The sequence below is a fragment of the Gramella sp. MAR_2010_147 genome (genome assembly GCF_900105135.1).
Taxonomy (GTDB): Bacteria; Bacteroidota; Bacteroidia; order Flavobacteriales; family Flavobacteriaceae; genus Christiangramia.
This window is the reverse complement of sequence record NZ_LT629741.1, coordinates 1,117,220-1,132,493: the sequence shown is the minus strand read 5'-3', so window position 1 is coordinate 1,132,493 and position 15,274 is coordinate 1,117,220. Positions and strand designations below refer to the sequence as shown.

Here is a 15,274-nt window from a genome sequence, read left to right as displayed (position 1 = left end):
ATGGAACTTTTAAAATTAGCCACAGAATGGGCAAAAGCTGAAGTTTTTTCAACACGATTTTTTATACTTTTTGCCATTTTATTTTTAATCGCAAGTATTGGGTTCTGGCAGTTGGGAAAATCAGATCTGGCAAAAGCCTATATCATACCCACCCTGGTTGCAGGTTTATTACTTATGACAATAGGCCTGGGATTATTCTACACCAACAAATCAAGAATTGTTCAATTTGAAAAAGCATTCAATAAGGACACACCTGCCTTTTACCAGTCTGAAATTGAACGTTCCGAAAGTACTTTAAAGGAATACACGGTTGTATTTAAGGTAATTCCCATTCTAATTATTATTGCAGCTTTGGTAATTCTATTTATTGATACTCCAACCTGGCGGGCAATTGGTATAACTACCATTGCAATGTTAATAGTAATCTTATTAGTCGATGGAACTGCACATGCAAGAATTGAGGCCTACCATAACGAATTGAAATCTATAAATGAATCTAGATAAAATTTACAATTAGTGATAAGATTAATACAGTTTGAAATTCTTTAAATTGAATTATATATTTAGTTGCTCATCACTCTATATAACTGTTATGTTCTGTAATCTTTAGTTGCTGGAGCGAGGTTGTCGATTTGAGGGAATTTATAATTTGTGCTGAGTTTCACAATTACACCATTCCGATTAACTCTGATATTTAGGGGTGAACTCTTTTGCTAAAAGTTATTTTTTCAGTAAAAATTCCAACGGCAGGTGAATTCGTTTTGACCAGGCATTCTCACTATGATCTTCTCCTGGAAAATATTCGGTCTTCCAATTACCAGAGTCAAATCCATTTTTAATTAAAATGTTATCTACTCGTCTTTGAATAGCTGGGTATAAACTATCCAGAGTTTGATCTCCGGTATCAAAATAAATTTTGTGATTTTGGGGATTCGGCAAATTCTGCTCTAAATACCTCAAAAATGATTGCGGAACCGGGTTGTTATTTGGTGTAAAAGTACCAGTCCAATGTGTAGATAGACAGGCTGCTCCTCCGAAAATGTTTGGATATTCACATATGGTATACATAGATATCAGCCCTCCCATACTACTTCCAGCAATAAAAGTATGTTGCATATCGGAATGAACTGAAAAGTTTTGATCTATATGAGGTTTTAATTCTTCAACAATAAATCTTAAATAATTGTCAGATTCGGGTTTGAATCCATTATCAATATTAACATGTGAATTTTTCAACTGATTTGAAACGGTATCTTTTTCCACCTTAGAAAGAGATTCGAAAGGTTTCTGCGGAAAGTAGTCGGCGTGTCTTGTACTTCCACCATTCCAGATCCCAACTATTATAAATTGCATTATAGAATCTGATTCAAGTAATTTTGAAGCTGCTTCCTCAACGTTCCAGGCTTGTTTGTTCCAGGAATTTTCAGCATCATATAACATTTGTCCATCATGCATATATAGAACAGCATATTTGGTGTCAGGGTTGTATTTTTCCGGCAACCAAACATCGACATTTCTTGCTGTGACGTATTTAGATTGAAAATTCTCAATTCTTTCAATTTTGCCTTTGCTAACCTGAGGCAAAGAATTTTGTGCAATTATGGTTGAAGTGAAAGCTATAAATAGAAATAGATTAATTTTTAAAATCATATACTTGAAGTTTTATATAATTGCAGTTCTCTCGGCTTAAGTATTTTAGATTATCCTCTAGCTAAAATTAGTACTTTTCTATTTAATTTTAAGCTGCGATAGTTTACTGGCAACTCATTATTTTATTAAAGATCTAATAGTTTAAGTTTTAATTCAATTAAGCAAATTCAAAATTTTCTAAGTTTCAGTTGCCGGCTTTATTTATTTACTCCTGTTTAAAAACTGAATAATTACTTATAGTTGCAATCATATTCCAAAATTAGATAGTGAAGCAAACATAGTATGATTAACTTCAATTATTATCTAGTTTGTTTTTTGTTGTAGCTAATAAGATTGCAATCTTTTTCCGGTCATACGCATCCTTATGAGCCTCATTAAAAGCACCCTGGTCGTTATCGTAATACTTGCCGCTGCTTGTTCTATACATTTCAGATAAAGCAATTTCATATAGGATAGAAGCCCCCTTATCTGCCGGGGACCAGTGATGACCAAAGGTTTCTTTGACCATTTTCGTATTTAACAGAGAACCAGGATTTACTGCAATAGTCGTTATTTCCGGATGGGTTTCGGCAAAATTGAAACTCCACATGGTCAGGGCTAATTTACTTTGAGCATAGGCTTCCTGCATAGATAAGGTTTCATTTCCCTCAAGTGCTTTCAGGGAAACTGTAGCCTGTGCCGCTGAACTCAGATTGATCACGCGAGGAAAGTCGCCTTTATTCAGTATAGGTACAAGTCCATTAGTTAAAAGATACGGAGCAAAATAATTGACGGCAAAACGTATATCTAAACTATCCTGAGTGGTTTCAACAGGGCTTTTATAGATGCCTGCGTTATTGATGAGTACATCAATTGATGCAATCTCCTCGGAAATTTCAGCAATTAAACTTTCAATACTTCTGAAATTTGAAAAGTCTGCCATAAAACCCCGTATGTTGTCATTACTGGAAAGTTCTTTTACTTCAGAAACAGACTTTTGTAACTTTTCTTCATTTCTTCCGTGAAGTAATATTTCATGTCCATCTTTTGCCAGTTTAATCGCAGTCATTTTACCAATGCCGTCTGTGCTTCCTGTAATAAATATTGTTTTCATCTTTACTGAATTTTAATCTGTCCATTGGTTCTTATGTATACAACGACATCTTCTTTAGTTAAATTCGAAATTCTATGAATTGCCTTATCAGTCGAGCTGAAATAACTACCTGCGTCCAGAAGTTTTTGTTCCTGACTTTGGGGCATTTCATAATTTAATTCTCCTTGTATAATTACAGCATGCAGAACACTTCCGTTACTTTCCAATTTACCAGTGTAAGAAGTTGGAAATTTTATAAAAATACCCTGATTCTCCTTACTTTCCCATAGAAAACTTAATTGCGTGTCACTTTTGGAATCGATCCAGGTTGATTTGTCGCTTCCCAGCCAAACAATATTGGTAGCATCTATATTAACCGGGCGTTCACCATTGTCATATGCTTCTTCAATAGGTTTTACTAAATAAGGCCCATGATCAATTTCAACAAGTGCTATATTTTCTTCCCCTTTTGCTGAGGTGATATGGGATTCACCAACGGGTTGGGTCCAGAAACTTCCCGGTTTCATCCACATAGTTGAAGCATTTGGATCGTCATTATGGATAGATCCTTTGATGACTACTGCCCTGTAAGTTACATTATGAATATGTGGAGGTGAGGAGAAACCATCTGCAAACTTTGCCAAAAACCCGGTAGGTTCGGTACCATTCCTGTTACCCCAAATGGTACCAGCCTGCGGACTATCATCTCCTCTCGCCGGGTTAAGTTTTTCCCACTCAATTTCTGAACTTAATACGACCTTGTTTGTAGGGTTTTCTAACTTTCCAAGGGTATCGTTTTCAGTTTGGTTGCAGGAACCCAACAACAATAATGAAAAGATAATAGGGATTCGTACTAGTCTTAAGTTCATATCTAATTATTTAGTTTTCCACCACCACTTTTCCTGTAGCTTTTCCGCTTGTAAGATGTGCGTAAGCTTCTCCAACCTCTTCCATTGAAAATTTTTGTTCATCAAGTAAAGGCTTTACTGCTCCAGCTTCTATGATTTTAGTCAATTCGCTTAAGATTTTACCGTGATTCTCTCTTTTAAAATTATGTATCATTGGAATGAGCATAAACACCACATGAAGCGTTAAACCTTTAAAATGAACCGGTGATAGATCAAGTTCCAGTAATGAAACTGTTGTAGAAATTTGTGCGTTCAAGGCCGCTGCTTCGAATGAATTTTTCAGGTTTTCACCGCCAACAGTATCAAACACAACATCAAAACCATTTCCATCTGTATGTTTTTTCACGTAGGATTCAACATCTTCTGTGGTATAATCAATGGAGGTCGCACCATAGCCCTGAATAATTTTCATCTGCTTTTCGCCACTACCTGTTGCTGAAACTTTTGCTCCAAAATGTCTGGCTAATTGAACTGCTAAGTGACCAACACCTCCAGCACCGCCATGCACCAATACACTATTTCCTTTTTGAACATTTGCACGAGTTAGACCTTCGTAAGCTGTAATACCTACTAAAGGTATGGCGGCTGCTTCACGCATTGTAATATTCTTAGGTTTATGAGCAATCAATCTGCTGTCAGCCGCAATATATTCAGCTAAAGTTCCCTGTAAATCTCCCAGACCACCTGCACACCCATAAACTTCATCTCCAATAGAAAAGTTGGATACATTTTTGCCAACTGACTCAACAGTACCGGCAAAGTCCATTCCCAGAATAGCCGGAGGTTCAGGTGAAAAGGGAAGATCTTCTCCCATATTTTTTATCATTGTATCTACAGTGTTAACACTGGATGCTGAAATTTTAATTAAAACCTGATTCTCATCTAAAGATGGTTTTTCAACCTGTCCTGGTTCAAATTTTGAATTTTCCCCATACTTTTTCAATAACATTGCTTTCATAATATACTTATTTTAATTACTATACTTTTTATAGTTGCAAACTTATGTATAGTTATCTATCTTTGCAATAACGGTCAAAAAGGATAGTATAGTTTTATGGAAGCAAAAGAGCCTAAAAAATTGAAGTTTAAAGGTAGTGAGTACCCTTGTTGTGCAAGCCTGACCATGGGAATTATTGGTGGCAAATGGAAAACGGTAATTTTATATCATTTAATTAATAAAACGCTTCGATATAATGAGTTAAGAAAAGAAATGCCTACTGTTACCGAAAGAACTTTAAGCTTGCAATTAAAGGCACTGGAGGAAGACGGATTGATTAAACGCAAGGTCTATACTTCAAAGCCACCTCTAAAAGTAGAATATTCCTTAACAGACTTTGGTGGAACCTTAATTCCTTTGATTCAATCTATTGCCGATTGGGGGGATTTTGTGGCTGTAAATTATTCTGACTGATCATACATTCCTTGTCTTAAGTTTTATTCAAGACTTGTCGACGGAGTAAGCATTACAGAATTCATTGAAAGTTTATAGTATTCCCGTTAGATATTCAGTCTATTCCGGCAATTGCTGCTTTCTCTAAGCAATTAATTTTACCGATAGGCTTATATAGGCATCCTAAATTTAAAAGTAGTTTTATTATTATCTGAAATAACATCTATCTTACCATTGTGTGCTTTAGCGATTTCTGAAGCTATATACAAACCTAAACCAAGTCCATTTACATTATTTACGGAACTAATTGATGTAAATGGCTTAAAAATATCATTCAAAATATCCGATGGAATAGTATCTGAAGAATTAATCACTTCTAGAATGAACTGCTCTTTGGTTGTAGTAGAATTAATATAAATTGGTGTGGAATCGTGTCCATGTTTAACCGCATTGCTAAGCAAATTCGAAAACAATTGCCCTATTCTATTACTATCGCATTTAACTGGATGATCTAAATCTATTGAAGAAACTATTTTATGAGATAAATCTGTTGTTTCAGTTTCTTTAATTATCTGCTTCAGTTCTTTTTTCAGTTTGTCATTATCTTCTGTGAAAACCAGAGAAATGCCTTCTCCTAATTCACCTTTGGCAAAATCTAAGACATTATCAATTAACTCTTGCATTCTTAAAGATGTTGATTTTATGGTGCCAACATATTTTTTAGCATTATCATCTATTTCCATTTTCAAAAGAATGTCTGAACATAATCTTGTAGTGGTTAATGGATTTCGAAGATCGTGACCAAGAATAGCAATGAAGGTTTCCCTCAGTTTTGCATTCTTTTTCTCTTCTAGAAGAGTTTGATTTGTATTCTTTAATTCCTCAATAGTTTCTAAATGAAAAGATATTAATTCTGTATAAAGCTGGAATAATTCATAGGTTTGTTGATTTTCCAGTTTTGCAGGCTCTGGGTCTATTGCACATAAAGTACCGAAGAAGCTTCCATCTTTACGGAAAATAGGAAAAGAAATATAGCTTTTAAACCCGTATTTTGCTGGCGTATGGTGATTACAATATTTCTTATTTTCTGGAACATTGTCAATGACGACAGGCTCTGTATGTTGCCGAATTTCATTACAAATAGTTGTTTGTAATTCTAATTCATCTCCCGGTTTAAGTCCGAAATCGATTTCATCCTGAGATAAACATGTCACCCATTTTTTGTCTGTAACCCTTGCAACGGCTGCGAATCTCATTCCGGTAGTGCGACAAATTACATTCAGCATTGAAGGAATGGAAGAAATTTGAGAAATGTTTTGTACATCTTCCTGAAGATCAATACTTAAATTGTTGTTCATTTAGTAGTTTCTTTCGCTTAAAAATACGAAACTATTTCATAAAATGAGAGGTAACGGTTTCGGTTATTTTAAATTCGCAGAGTAGGGACGCGGACTTGTCGGATTAATCATTTTCTTTCCTGGTTTCAAAAAACACACATTTTCGATTAAATAGTACTTTGTATTGTATTTCTAATTTTATTAATTCTCTGCTTATTTTCAGTTAATTCTTTGATGCTAGACTTATATGTTTTAATATTTTTTAGGTTTGGAAAGGATACTTTTTTGTGAGCAAAAGATTTCGTGGAAACTAGATTTGGATAATTTAGAATTAGGATGATAAGTTGAGTTGTATTCGTTTTTTGCACCTTGAAGCCAATTTTATTCGCCGTTCTCTCGTTTAGTATATAAGTAGTACCTATTATTTCCAAATTTGGGTTTTCGTCATTTGATTCAATTATCTTGAGGATACCATTTAGATATTCTAAAAGAATTAAATTTCTTCTAATACTTCCTTTATCGTATCTATTCAATACAAAGTAATAGTCAAATAATGATCCTCCATGAATTGTAATCTTGTTGTTTTTTCTTTTTCTGAAATTAGCAGCGATGATTCGTACTGTAATTTTCCATTTTTAATCATCGACGGCATATCGAAAAATGGAGCAGTAATTGAAAGCAGAATCCAGAAAATAACTGGCGCAAGAAAATAAATATTGAAATAAAAAGATATATAACAAAAAGGAATTAGAATCACCAGAAATATTACAGTCAGTTTAATATAGAAGTTCCTTTTTTTCTTTTTTGATAATTGATAATATCTATTTTGCAATTCAATTCTCTGTTTAAGTATTATTGCCAACGGTCTTGGTTAAGGTAAATGGCGTGGAGTAGGGAACACATTCTTGTCGGCTTTGTTGTATTTTACTTGGTGTCTAAAATACACTTTTTCGACTAAGCCCGCTATTTGCGCTTAATCGTCTTAAGTTTAATTTCTCTAAATTTTGATAGTTAAATCAGAAAGAACCAAAGAGAGGAATAAGATTATATTAACCGTGGGAACTTCAGATTCCGTCAACATTGATAATCCCCTCTCTTTTCTACTTTAATTTCGTTTAGTTCTGTGAGACCTGGATCTCGTTTTTAAGTCGATGAAAACCAAAGTAGCTGTTCTTTCCAATCAATCTGTTATGGATAAAATTAAACATTTTTACGGAGTAGACATTAGTAAATCTTTCTTTGATGTAGTTGATCAGGACGGAAAGCATGATCAATTTTCAAATGATGTAAAAGGCTTTAAAAGCTTCCTAAAAGCTATTAAAAAAGATAGCTTGGTAGTTATGGAAGCAACCGGTTATTACCATTACAGGCTAGCTCAACATCTCTATGAGAAAGATATCACAGTATCGGTTGTGAATCCACTTTCGGTAAAGCGTTTTATTCAAATGAAGCTCTCTAAGATCAAGACTGATAAGAGCGATGCGAAAGCAATATGTGAGTATGCCCAGGCGAATGAAGTTCCATTATATACAGCAAGAAATGCAGTTCAGGCCGAATGCTTGCAACTCTTGAGTCTACAGGATCTTTACCTGAAACAGCGTACTGCCGTCAAGAATAAAATACATGGAGAGAAAACTTTGGGAACCCCTTCGAAAACAATCAGTCGTTCTTTAAATCGAATGTTGAAGCAGTTAGAGAAAGAATTAGCAAAGATTGAAACCAAGCTGGAGACCTTAGTAAAAGAAACGCAGCAAGATCAATTGGAGCAACTAACTAGCATTCCAGGCATGGGGAAGAAGACCGCGATGCTATTGATTGTACTTACAGATGGATTTACTGGTTTTGAGAACGCCAGACAACTTTGTTGTTATGCCGGAATCACTCCAACCATCAGACAGTCTGGAACCAGTGTTAGAGGTAGAAGCAGAATTAGCAAGGTTGGAAACCGAAAACTGCGTAATTTATTGTTCATGTGTAGCTTTACAGCCTGCAAGACTAATAAGGCATGCAGGGAATTATATGAGCGAATAGTAGAGAAAGGGAAGAGTAAGAAACTGGCACTGATTGCTGTGTGTAATAAGCTCCTAAAACAAGCATTTGCAATTGCTAAATCAAGAACCTATTACCAGGAAAATTATATGTCGAAATTAGCTTAAAAGTACTTGGATTTTACCTTAGTTCTTTGTTGGCAAGCGTTATTTTATATTCCAAATAACTCTTATTTTATCTGAATATGTAATTTCCGTTGGAGTAAACCCCTCTAAAAGTGAACTTTCTCTTTTTGTGGAGTAACCAAGAGAATTATTTTTTCTCAACAATAACATTTCTCCATCAAAATTTCTTCCATAATTTATTTCCTTTATTTCTGTCAAGATAATTTTTGCGGTTGAACTTATTAATTTTGCTTTATTGAAAGCGTCTTCTGTGGCTAACTTTATAATTTTCTTTTGAATATTATCTTTTAAAGAATCAGATAACTGGAAATCGAAGTTTAAATCAAATTCTGAGTTACTTTTTGAGAATTGTTTTAAAATTTTACCAATATTCTTTTCATCATTTTTAAACTTCAACTGAATTACTTGTTTGGCTATATAACCGCTATCTATATTTTTATTATTTCTATAGAATGTATTTTTACGGACATCAAAATTTTTAGTTCTTATAGCTGAATCTTCAAATCCTAATCCTTTGAGATCGTTGCTAATTTCTTTAGACTTATTATTTAGTCTGTTTATAGATTTATCAAATTGTAAATCGATTTCACTAACATTAATATTTAAGATTCCGATATCTGGAGCTACTGATATTTCTGCACTTCCTACAATCTCTAGAATTTTAGACTTATTTTCGGTTTGTGCAGTTGAAGTAATCGATATTAGGCAAAATAATAATATGTGAATTTTGTTCATTTTTGTTTTTTTAATGCTTGCCAACGGTCTTGGTTAAGGCAAGTAGCGTGGAGTAGGGACACGTTCTTGTCGGCTTAGTTGTTTTTTACTTGATGACTAAAATAGCACTTTTCACCAGAATGCCCGCTATTTGCGCTTAACCGATGTTGGCTGCTGTTAATTATTCTTTTCTATGTTGATCAAATTTTGCTCAACAGCTAGCTTTAGAATAAATTGATGTCTTTCAATTTCACCCTTTATTTTATCCAATCTATTTTTTTGTGTTTGGTTCAATGAAATTTCTAGGTTATGTTCTTTACCATTCTTTAGAGAAATTTTCATTTCCATTATAAATTTAGGTTCATAAATTCTTCCAACTATTGTCGCTCCTGTTAAATCCATAGGTTCCACAGATTTAGTTTCATAATTGTATTTTTGAATTTTAAATCTAGGATTAAATCGTAAATTTTGCATTGCAGAAAAATCCATTTTACGGGAATTCTTATTCCTTTTAGGTAACCTTGTACTATGATAGGGGAAACTTTTGATATGTTCAATTAATTTTAGTTCTTCAAGTTTTACCAACCACATGTTCATTACATTGATAATAATTTCATGTAGATCTCGTTCCTGACCGCTATCTAATTTTATGTAAACTGATTTTCCCGTATCAATGTATTTTCCTTCCTTGTCTTTGTACTCAGTAGCTATTAATATCTCAAATATATTTTCCGAATTTGAAAGTTGAGGATTATTATTTGTTAGGATTTTATGTTTTGAAGCGTTTACAACATCACCTAATAAAGCGTAATCACTACATATTTCCTCTAATTTCTTTCTACTTAAATCGCTATTATTCGGAATATGCTCTCTTAAATGATACAGATTTGAAGCGATATTAATTGTTGATCTTAAATGGGAACTAAATCCACTTTTTTTATTCTTTTTATCTTTCAAATATTGTTTAAAAGGAATTATGATGTTTTCAATAAAATATGCTTGTGAATTATCATACATTCTGTAAAGAGTTATTATTTAATATAGTCCGAATTTAAAATTTTAAGTTCGATTTATTTTTTAATAGCTGCCAACGGTTACGGTTATCGCAAGTTGCGGGAGTAGGGACGCGGACTTGTCGGCTTAACCATTTTCTTTCCTGGTTTCTAAAATTACACTTTTTCTACAATACCCGTTATTTGCGATGAACCGATGTTGGCAATAGTGAACTAGTAAATCATTAGTTCAAAATCTCTATTTTCTTTTTTTAAATTAAATATAGCATAAGCTTCCAATAATTGATAGAAATGACTTTTTTGATCCTCTACGAAATTTTTAAAAGCTTGTTCTTCCCTTTGATTAATTATTGAATTGGTAGCTTTTGAAGCTTTCTTAATTGTTAGTTTACCTTTAAATGATCCGACTTTTTTTGAGTTAATCTCAAAATCAATCCGTTTACCTTTCTTTATTTCTTCACAATCAAGTTTTTCTATATCTATTTCTCTATCCAATACCCCGAACCAGTATTTCAATCCATTTTTAATGATCTTATAATTCTGTTTTTTATCCAGTGTCCAAATTAACTCTTCATAAAAATCTGATATTAAATCAAAAACATCATTTATAAACTTAGATTTAATGATCTTCAAATATCCAGTTGAGTTCTCTAATTGAAGGGAAGGATTTTGAGATACAATCTCCTTTATTTTTTCATCTTGAAACTTTGAATTCTCGTGAACTATTTTGTTTCTAAGAAACTGTATTTCTTTCAGTTTGTTGAAATATGGATCTAAATTGTGCGTCGATATTTCTAATACAAGTTCTAAATAAGTAAAAGAAGATTTTAAGTAATCTCTTTCATTGAAATGATGTGGTTTGATTTTCTTTCCAAAAATGTCTGAGCCAACTTCACAAATCTCATTCAGTTTATTTTCGTTAAGTGAATACAAGGAAGTTAGAATTGATTTAGCATAAAAGTCTAAAAAGTCTTTGTACTTGCCATCTATCTCTTCTTTTCTCTCATATTCGTGATAATCTATTTCCTCCAGACCGGAATTATTAAGGGCTAAAGATTCGGCATACTCTTCACCTTTTACAGATTCGTATACCTCCTTATAAAGTTTTTCAGCCTTGACTTTTTGATCTTTAATATTTTTATCTAATTCTATTTTTTCATTTTTCCATTCTTTTAAATAAGAATTAGAAGTTAAATTGAATTGCTTTTTATATAAATCAAGTCTTACCAATAACTCTTCAATCTTTTTTTCAAATGGATTAATTTCTCGATTATTACTTATATAATAAAAGGATGTTCCGAATAAAGTCATTTGTATTATTGTTCATTATTGCCAACGGTCTCGTATATTCGTCAGTTGTGGTAGTGAAGATACGTATTTGTCCGATTTAGTTTTTTAATTCCTGGTTTCTATAAACTTTCTTTTAGCTCAATTGCCGCAATTGCGAATATACGTTGTTGTTGCCAGTGCGGCTACCTACCAATTTTTAAAATTCTTATAGCACCTTGAATTACGAGAATGAATACGATTGTTCCAATAATTAAATCTGGTTTACTTGAATTTAACCAATTGACTAGTAAAGCAGCAATTATAACACCTACATTTATTATTATATCATTTGAGGTGAAAATCATACTCGCTTTCATATGAGCTTCCTTTTTACTTTTAGATTTTTGAAGCAGGTATAAACAAATTCCATTTGCAATTAATGCTAAAATTGAAACAATTATCATTGTTGAAAAATCAGGCAGTTTTTCATTTCCAAAGAACCTTCTTAGAACTTCTGCAAATCCAATTAGCGCTAATAAAATTTGAAAATAACCAGCTAAATTGGCAATTTTTTTCTTTTTTACGATTGAACCTCCTACAGCAAAAAGACTAATTCCATAAACAAAAGAATCTGCTAGCATATCTAAACTATCTGCAACTAACCCCATAGATTTTGAGATTAAGCCAGTTGTCATTTCTATTATAAAAAATGCAAAATTTATTACTAGTACAGACCAAAGTAATTTCTTTTGTTGAGAATTTTCTTTGAATTCAGTTTGGTCGGTTTGTTCCGTCTTAATTTTTTTGGTTCCTAATTTTAGTCCGTTTAATGATTCTTCTATAGATTGAATTTCACCTTCGTGAAATACTGTTAATTTTCTATTCGGAATATCGAAATCAAGATTTTTAATACTAGGGATTTCATCTAATTTCATCCTTATCAGATTTTCTTCTGAAGGACAATCCATTTTTGAAATTTCGAAAATTGACTTATTCATTGAGGTTTAAATTTATCTAGCTTTTGCAAGATAAATTATGAATTTATACTTGAGAACTTTCTTGTTTAGAAATTTGGTTTTTAACCTGAATGCTCAATGTCCGCATTGGCTACAACGGTTTGCGGTTATCGCAAGTTGCGGGAGTAGGGACGCGAACTTGTCGGATTACCATTTTCTTTGTTGGTTTCTAAAATTACTCTTTTTTATCAAATACCCGGAATTTGAGATGAACCGCTGTTGTGCATAGTACTTTAGATTACTTGTTGTTTTAATTTTATGTTCCAAATAATATTGGTTGCTCCAATTGCGAATACTCCAATTAATCCCAAATAAGCCATATCACCATCAAGAAAATGAATGTTCGTAATAGCAATAACGGCTAAAACTATAATTGGAATAAAACTCCATATTCTCTTTTTATAATTTCCTTTTCTTTTTTTGGCGAAGTTTAGTAATAGTCCATTTAAAAATCCAACTAGAACTATCGGTAAAATGAATATTACTACTATTAATCCAATAGTATTAATATCACCATTTTCTAAAATAATAGCAGTAATCAATATTCCAAGAAACTGAAATAAAATTGAAAGAGTTATAGCTGTTGAAGTTTTCATTATTTGAAAGTTTCATTTAAAAATCAGGAAGTGGATCTGTGAAATCCCAAAGATTTTCTATTTTAAATCTTGCAATATATTCCTCCATTTTTCCAAGTTCTATTTCTTTCTCATAGAATGTTATAGTTCTTTTTTTCAATTTATCATCTCTAAATATTTCAAGAACTAATTTATCATTTTGCCACACTTCCATTCCTAACCCATCTCTTTCATCAGTATCACTAATTATCAGTATTTCTTCTTTGTTCGACATTCTGTGAGTATTGTGCACAACGGTTACGGTTATGGACAAGTAGCGGGAGTAGGGACGCGAATTTGTCGGATTAACCTTTTGTTCTTGGTTTTCTAAATTACACTTTTTCGATAAAACCCGCTATTTGCTATAACCGATGTTGTGCACCGTATGATTGTATTTATAATCCTGAAACATCATCTCTAATTTCTTTTCGCCATTTTTCGCCAAATTTCTTGTCAAGATATTCAAATACTGTTTGGTTGTATTCAATTAAACTTCTTTCAGAGATAGCTTCACATCCATATTCTATAAAATTGACTTGGTATTTTTTTGTAAATTTTTTGTCTCCTTTATAAATAACAGGAGCAATTCCTCCAGATAGTAAAATATTTATTTCGCCTTGATTTATATCTTCTAAAGCTTTTTGTCTGTTTAATCCGAATCTTGTTTTGAGTACAACGAATAGGTCGATTATGTCATCTTTATTTAAGTCAATAATTGTATCATATTTTTCATATCCGAGCGCACTTATTTCTATTTTTTCGTTTAAATCCTTTTTCTTTTTTAAGTATTTATATTCAAATTTTCCATTTTCGTTGGTCATTGAATATTTATATTTTGAAGTATAATTTATATAAGCGTTTCCAAGTGGTTTTCCATCAACTTCTGAAAAAATAATTCCTTTTATAGTAATTGTATCTGATTTATCATTTTGTGAAAATCCGAGACTCGAAATTAATATTATTAGAAGTGAAATCGCTGTTTTCATATGGTGCATAACGGTCTCGATTATCGCAAGTTGGCGGAGTAAGGGACGCGGCATTGTCGGTTTTGACCTGATTTGTTGGTGAATTTAATTATTTTCTTACTAACGGTGCCGTCTATTTGCGATGAATCGTTGTTGCCACCAGTTTTTATTCTAATATTTCTCCAAATTTTTCTTCCCAAATTGTATAAAAGGAGTTACTGATTTCATTCATTTTCACTAGTCCGTTTTTAATTTCATTTGTTAGACATTCATTCCAATTCAAAAATTCTAATAGACCTTCTATAACTATAGAGTTCATTGGCACAATCACTCTACAATCGCATTTTTCATAATTTAAGAATCCAAAATATCCATTTTCTTTACGCGTCAAATGAAAATCAAATATTTCTTGCCAGTTTCCGTGAACAGCATCAGAACCTACACCATAAATAAAAGAATATAAGTCAGCGTTATCAACTTCGCTATGTATTTTCCAAAATGATTTTCCATCTAATTTCCATTTTTTGTTATTTGACTTATTGTCTTCTTGTTCCAAATCCTCAATGGAAAACTCATCAACTTTTAGTTTAGTTTCTAGTTTTAATAATTGACGCTTTATTATTGGATGGTCATTATCATTTAACTCTATCAACTTTTTATAATTCTGATATCGTGCTCTGTAAGAAACTAATCTAAAATTACGTTGAGATTGAGTTCCATTTTTTATCAAATATTTTGAAATTATAAAGGATTCATACATTGGTCTTGCGAATAATGACTGAATTTCAAGTTTGTTCAATTCTTGATACTTTATATACTCTTGATAAAATTTGACAATTCTGGTAATCGAACCTACAATAGTTGATTCGTTTAAATTGTAATAATTTGGATGCTTTTCGTGATTAATTACTCTTGATAGAATGTCAATTAATTCTCCTAAATCTTTGGAAAATTTAATTATCAAATTATTTAATTCCATTTCCGATCTTGAATGTTCAGACAAATCGAGATTGGAATATTTTCTAAAAATTTCTGTGATTTCCTTCATTTAAAATTGGTGGCAACGGTTACGGTTATGGACAAGTAGCGGGAATAGGGACGCGGATTTGTCGGCTTAACCTTTTGTTTCCTGGTTTTCTAAATTACACTTTT

16 protein-coding genes are annotated in these 15,274 nt (G+C 32.4%); 3 read left to right on the top strand and 13 right to left on the bottom strand.

The window, feature by feature from the left end; all coding sequences use genetic code 11:
- Positions 1 to 504 carry a hypothetical protein gene (locus BLT95_RS05105; protein ID WP_089665053.1) on the top strand — a complete coding sequence of 168 codons (504 nt, stop codon included), beginning with the start codon at positions 1 to 3 and terminating at the stop codon, positions 502 to 504.
- A 216-nt stretch (positions 505 to 720) separates the two neighbouring features.
- Here BLT95_RS05105 and BLT95_RS05100 read toward each other — a convergent pair whose 3' ends face one another.
- The 4 genes from BLT95_RS05100 to BLT95_RS05085 form a co-directional block, all read right to left on the bottom strand.
- Positions 721 to 1,650 carry an alpha/beta hydrolase-fold protein gene (locus tag BLT95_RS05100; RefSeq protein WP_089665052.1) on the bottom strand — a complete coding sequence of 310 codons (930 nt, stop codon included), beginning with the start codon at positions 1,648 to 1,650 and terminating at the stop codon, positions 721 to 723.
- Positions 1,651 to 1,942: 292 nt separating this feature from the next.
- Positions 1,943 to 2,743 (bottom strand): SDR family NAD(P)-dependent oxidoreductase, encoded by an 801-nt coding sequence (locus BLT95_RS05095; RefSeq protein WP_089665051.1) that lies wholly within the window; start codon positions 2,741 to 2,743, stop codon positions 1,943 to 1,945.
- Between the two features lie 2 nt (positions 2,744 to 2,745).
- On the bottom strand, positions 2,746 to 3,591 hold the full coding sequence (locus BLT95_RS05090) for a DUF4437 domain-containing protein (RefSeq protein WP_089665050.1): 846 nt from the start codon (positions 3,589 to 3,591) through the stop codon (positions 2,746 to 2,748).
- 10 nt (positions 3,592 to 3,601) lie between these two features.
- The gene (locus tag BLT95_RS05085) at positions 3,602 to 4,588 is read right to left on the bottom strand and encodes a zinc-dependent alcohol dehydrogenase family protein (protein ID WP_089665049.1); all 987 of its coding nucleotides are present in this window, start codon (positions 4,586 to 4,588) and stop codon (positions 3,602 to 3,604) included.
- Positions 4,589 to 4,684: 96 nt separating this feature from the next.
- Here BLT95_RS05085 and BLT95_RS05080 point away from each other — a divergent pair, with 96 nt between their 5' ends.
- Positions 4,685 to 5,041 (top strand): winged helix-turn-helix transcriptional regulator, encoded by a 357-nt coding sequence (locus BLT95_RS05080; RefSeq protein WP_089665048.1) that lies wholly within the window; start codon positions 4,685 to 4,687, stop codon positions 5,039 to 5,041.
- A 149-nt stretch (positions 5,042 to 5,190) separates the two neighbouring features.
- Here the strand turns inward: BLT95_RS05080 and BLT95_RS05075 are convergent, their stop codons facing one another.
- Entirely contained in the window at positions 5,191 to 6,378 is a 1,188-nt protein-coding gene (locus BLT95_RS05075; RefSeq protein WP_089665047.1) for a GAF domain-containing sensor histidine kinase, read from the bottom strand.
- A 1,169-nt stretch (positions 6,379 to 7,547) separates the two neighbouring features.
- Between BLT95_RS05075 and BLT95_RS05060 the strand changes: the two genes are divergently transcribed.
- Positions 7,548 to 8,513 (top strand): IS110 family transposase, encoded by a 966-nt coding sequence (locus tag BLT95_RS05060; RefSeq protein WP_089666851.1) that lies wholly within the window; start codon positions 7,548 to 7,550, stop codon positions 8,511 to 8,513.
- 39 nt (positions 8,514 to 8,552) lie between these two features.
- Here BLT95_RS05060 and BLT95_RS05055 read toward each other — a convergent pair whose 3' ends face one another.
- The 8 genes from BLT95_RS05055 to BLT95_RS05020 form a co-directional block, all read right to left on the bottom strand.
- Positions 8,553 to 9,266 carry an SIMPL domain-containing protein gene (locus tag BLT95_RS05055; RefSeq protein WP_089665044.1) on the bottom strand — a complete coding sequence of 238 codons (714 nt, stop codon included), beginning with the start codon at positions 9,264 to 9,266 and terminating at the stop codon, positions 8,553 to 8,555.
- Between the two features lie 156 nt (positions 9,267 to 9,422).
- Positions 9,423 to 10,262, bottom strand: a complete 840-nt coding sequence (locus BLT95_RS05050) for a hypothetical protein (RefSeq protein WP_089665043.1) — start codon at positions 10,260 to 10,262, stop codon at positions 9,423 to 9,425.
- Between the two features lie 209 nt (positions 10,263 to 10,471).
- Entirely contained in the window at positions 10,472 to 11,569 is a 1,098-nt protein-coding gene (locus BLT95_RS05045) for a hypothetical protein (protein WP_089665042.1), read from the bottom strand.
- 161 nt (positions 11,570 to 11,730) lie between these two features.
- A complete protein-coding gene (locus BLT95_RS05040) occupies positions 11,731 to 12,525 on the bottom strand; it encodes a cation transporter (RefSeq protein ID WP_089665041.1) in 795 nt (264 codons plus the stop codon).
- A 251-nt stretch (positions 12,526 to 12,776) separates the two neighbouring features.
- A complete protein-coding gene (locus tag BLT95_RS05035) occupies positions 12,777 to 13,139 on the bottom strand; it encodes a hypothetical protein (RefSeq protein WP_089665040.1) in 363 nt (120 codons plus the stop codon).
- Positions 13,140 to 13,155: 16 nt separating this feature from the next.
- A complete protein-coding gene (locus BLT95_RS05030; protein WP_089665039.1) occupies positions 13,156 to 13,392 on the bottom strand; it encodes a hypothetical protein in 237 nt (78 codons plus the stop codon).
- A 160-nt stretch (positions 13,393 to 13,552) separates the two neighbouring features.
- A complete protein-coding gene (locus tag BLT95_RS05025) occupies positions 13,553 to 14,143 on the bottom strand; it encodes a carboxypeptidase-like regulatory domain-containing protein (protein ID WP_089665038.1) in 591 nt (196 codons plus the stop codon).
- Positions 14,144 to 14,288: 145 nt separating this feature from the next.
- Positions 14,289 to 15,170, bottom strand: coding sequence for a DUF5677 domain-containing protein (locus BLT95_RS05020; protein ID WP_089665037.1), 882 nt, complete (start codon positions 15,168 to 15,170; stop codon positions 14,289 to 14,291).
- Between the last annotated feature and the right edge of the window lie 104 nt (positions 15,171 to 15,274).

Coding starts and splice junctions, on each gene's coding strand:
- BLT95_RS05105 (WP_089665053.1), top strand. CDS start 1: ATGGAACTTTTAAAATTAGCCACAGAATGGGCAAAAGCTGAAGTTTTT.
- BLT95_RS05100 (WP_089665052.1), bottom strand. CDS start 1,650: ATGATTTTAAAAATTAATCTATTTCTATTTATAGCTTTCACTTCAACC.
- BLT95_RS05095 (WP_089665051.1), bottom strand. CDS start 2,743: ATGAAAACAATATTTATTACAGGAAGCACAGACGGCATTGGTAAAATG.
- BLT95_RS05090 (WP_089665050.1), bottom strand. CDS start 3,591: ATGAACTTAAGACTAGTACGAATCCCTATTATCTTTTCATTATTGTTG.
- BLT95_RS05085 (WP_089665049.1), bottom strand. CDS start 4,588: ATGAAAGCAATGTTATTGAAAAAGTATGGGGAAAATTCAAAATTTGAA.
- BLT95_RS05080 (WP_089665048.1), top strand. CDS start 4,685: ATGGAAGCAAAAGAGCCTAAAAAATTGAAGTTTAAAGGTAGTGAGTAC.
- BLT95_RS05075 (WP_089665047.1), bottom strand. CDS start 6,378: ATGAACAACAATTTAAGTATTGATCTTCAGGAAGATGTACAAAACATT.
- BLT95_RS05060 (WP_089666851.1), top strand. CDS start 7,548: ATGGATAAAATTAAACATTTTTACGGAGTAGACATTAGTAAATCTTTC.
- BLT95_RS05055 (WP_089665044.1), bottom strand. CDS start 9,266: ATGAACAAAATTCACATATTATTATTTTGCCTAATATCGATTACTTCA.
- BLT95_RS05050 (WP_089665043.1), bottom strand. CDS start 10,262: ATGTATGATAATTCACAAGCATATTTTATTGAAAACATCATAATTCCT.
- BLT95_RS05045 (WP_089665042.1), bottom strand. CDS start 11,569: ATGACTTTATTCGGAACATCCTTTTATTATATAAGTAATAATCGAGAA.
- BLT95_RS05040 (WP_089665041.1), bottom strand. CDS start 12,525: ATGAATAAGTCAATTTTCGAAATTTCAAAAATGGATTGTCCTTCAGAA.
- BLT95_RS05035 (WP_089665040.1), bottom strand. CDS start 13,139: ATGAAAACTTCAACAGCTATAACTCTTTCAATTTTATTTCAGTTTCTT.
- BLT95_RS05030 (WP_089665039.1), bottom strand. CDS start 13,392: ATGTCGAACAAAGAAGAAATACTGATAATTAGTGATACTGATGAAAGA.
- BLT95_RS05025 (WP_089665038.1), bottom strand. CDS start 14,143: ATGAAAACAGCGATTTCACTTCTAATAATATTAATTTCGAGTCTCGGA.
- BLT95_RS05020 (WP_089665037.1), bottom strand. CDS start 15,170: ATGAAGGAAATCACAGAAATTTTTAGAAAATATTCCAATCTCGATTTG.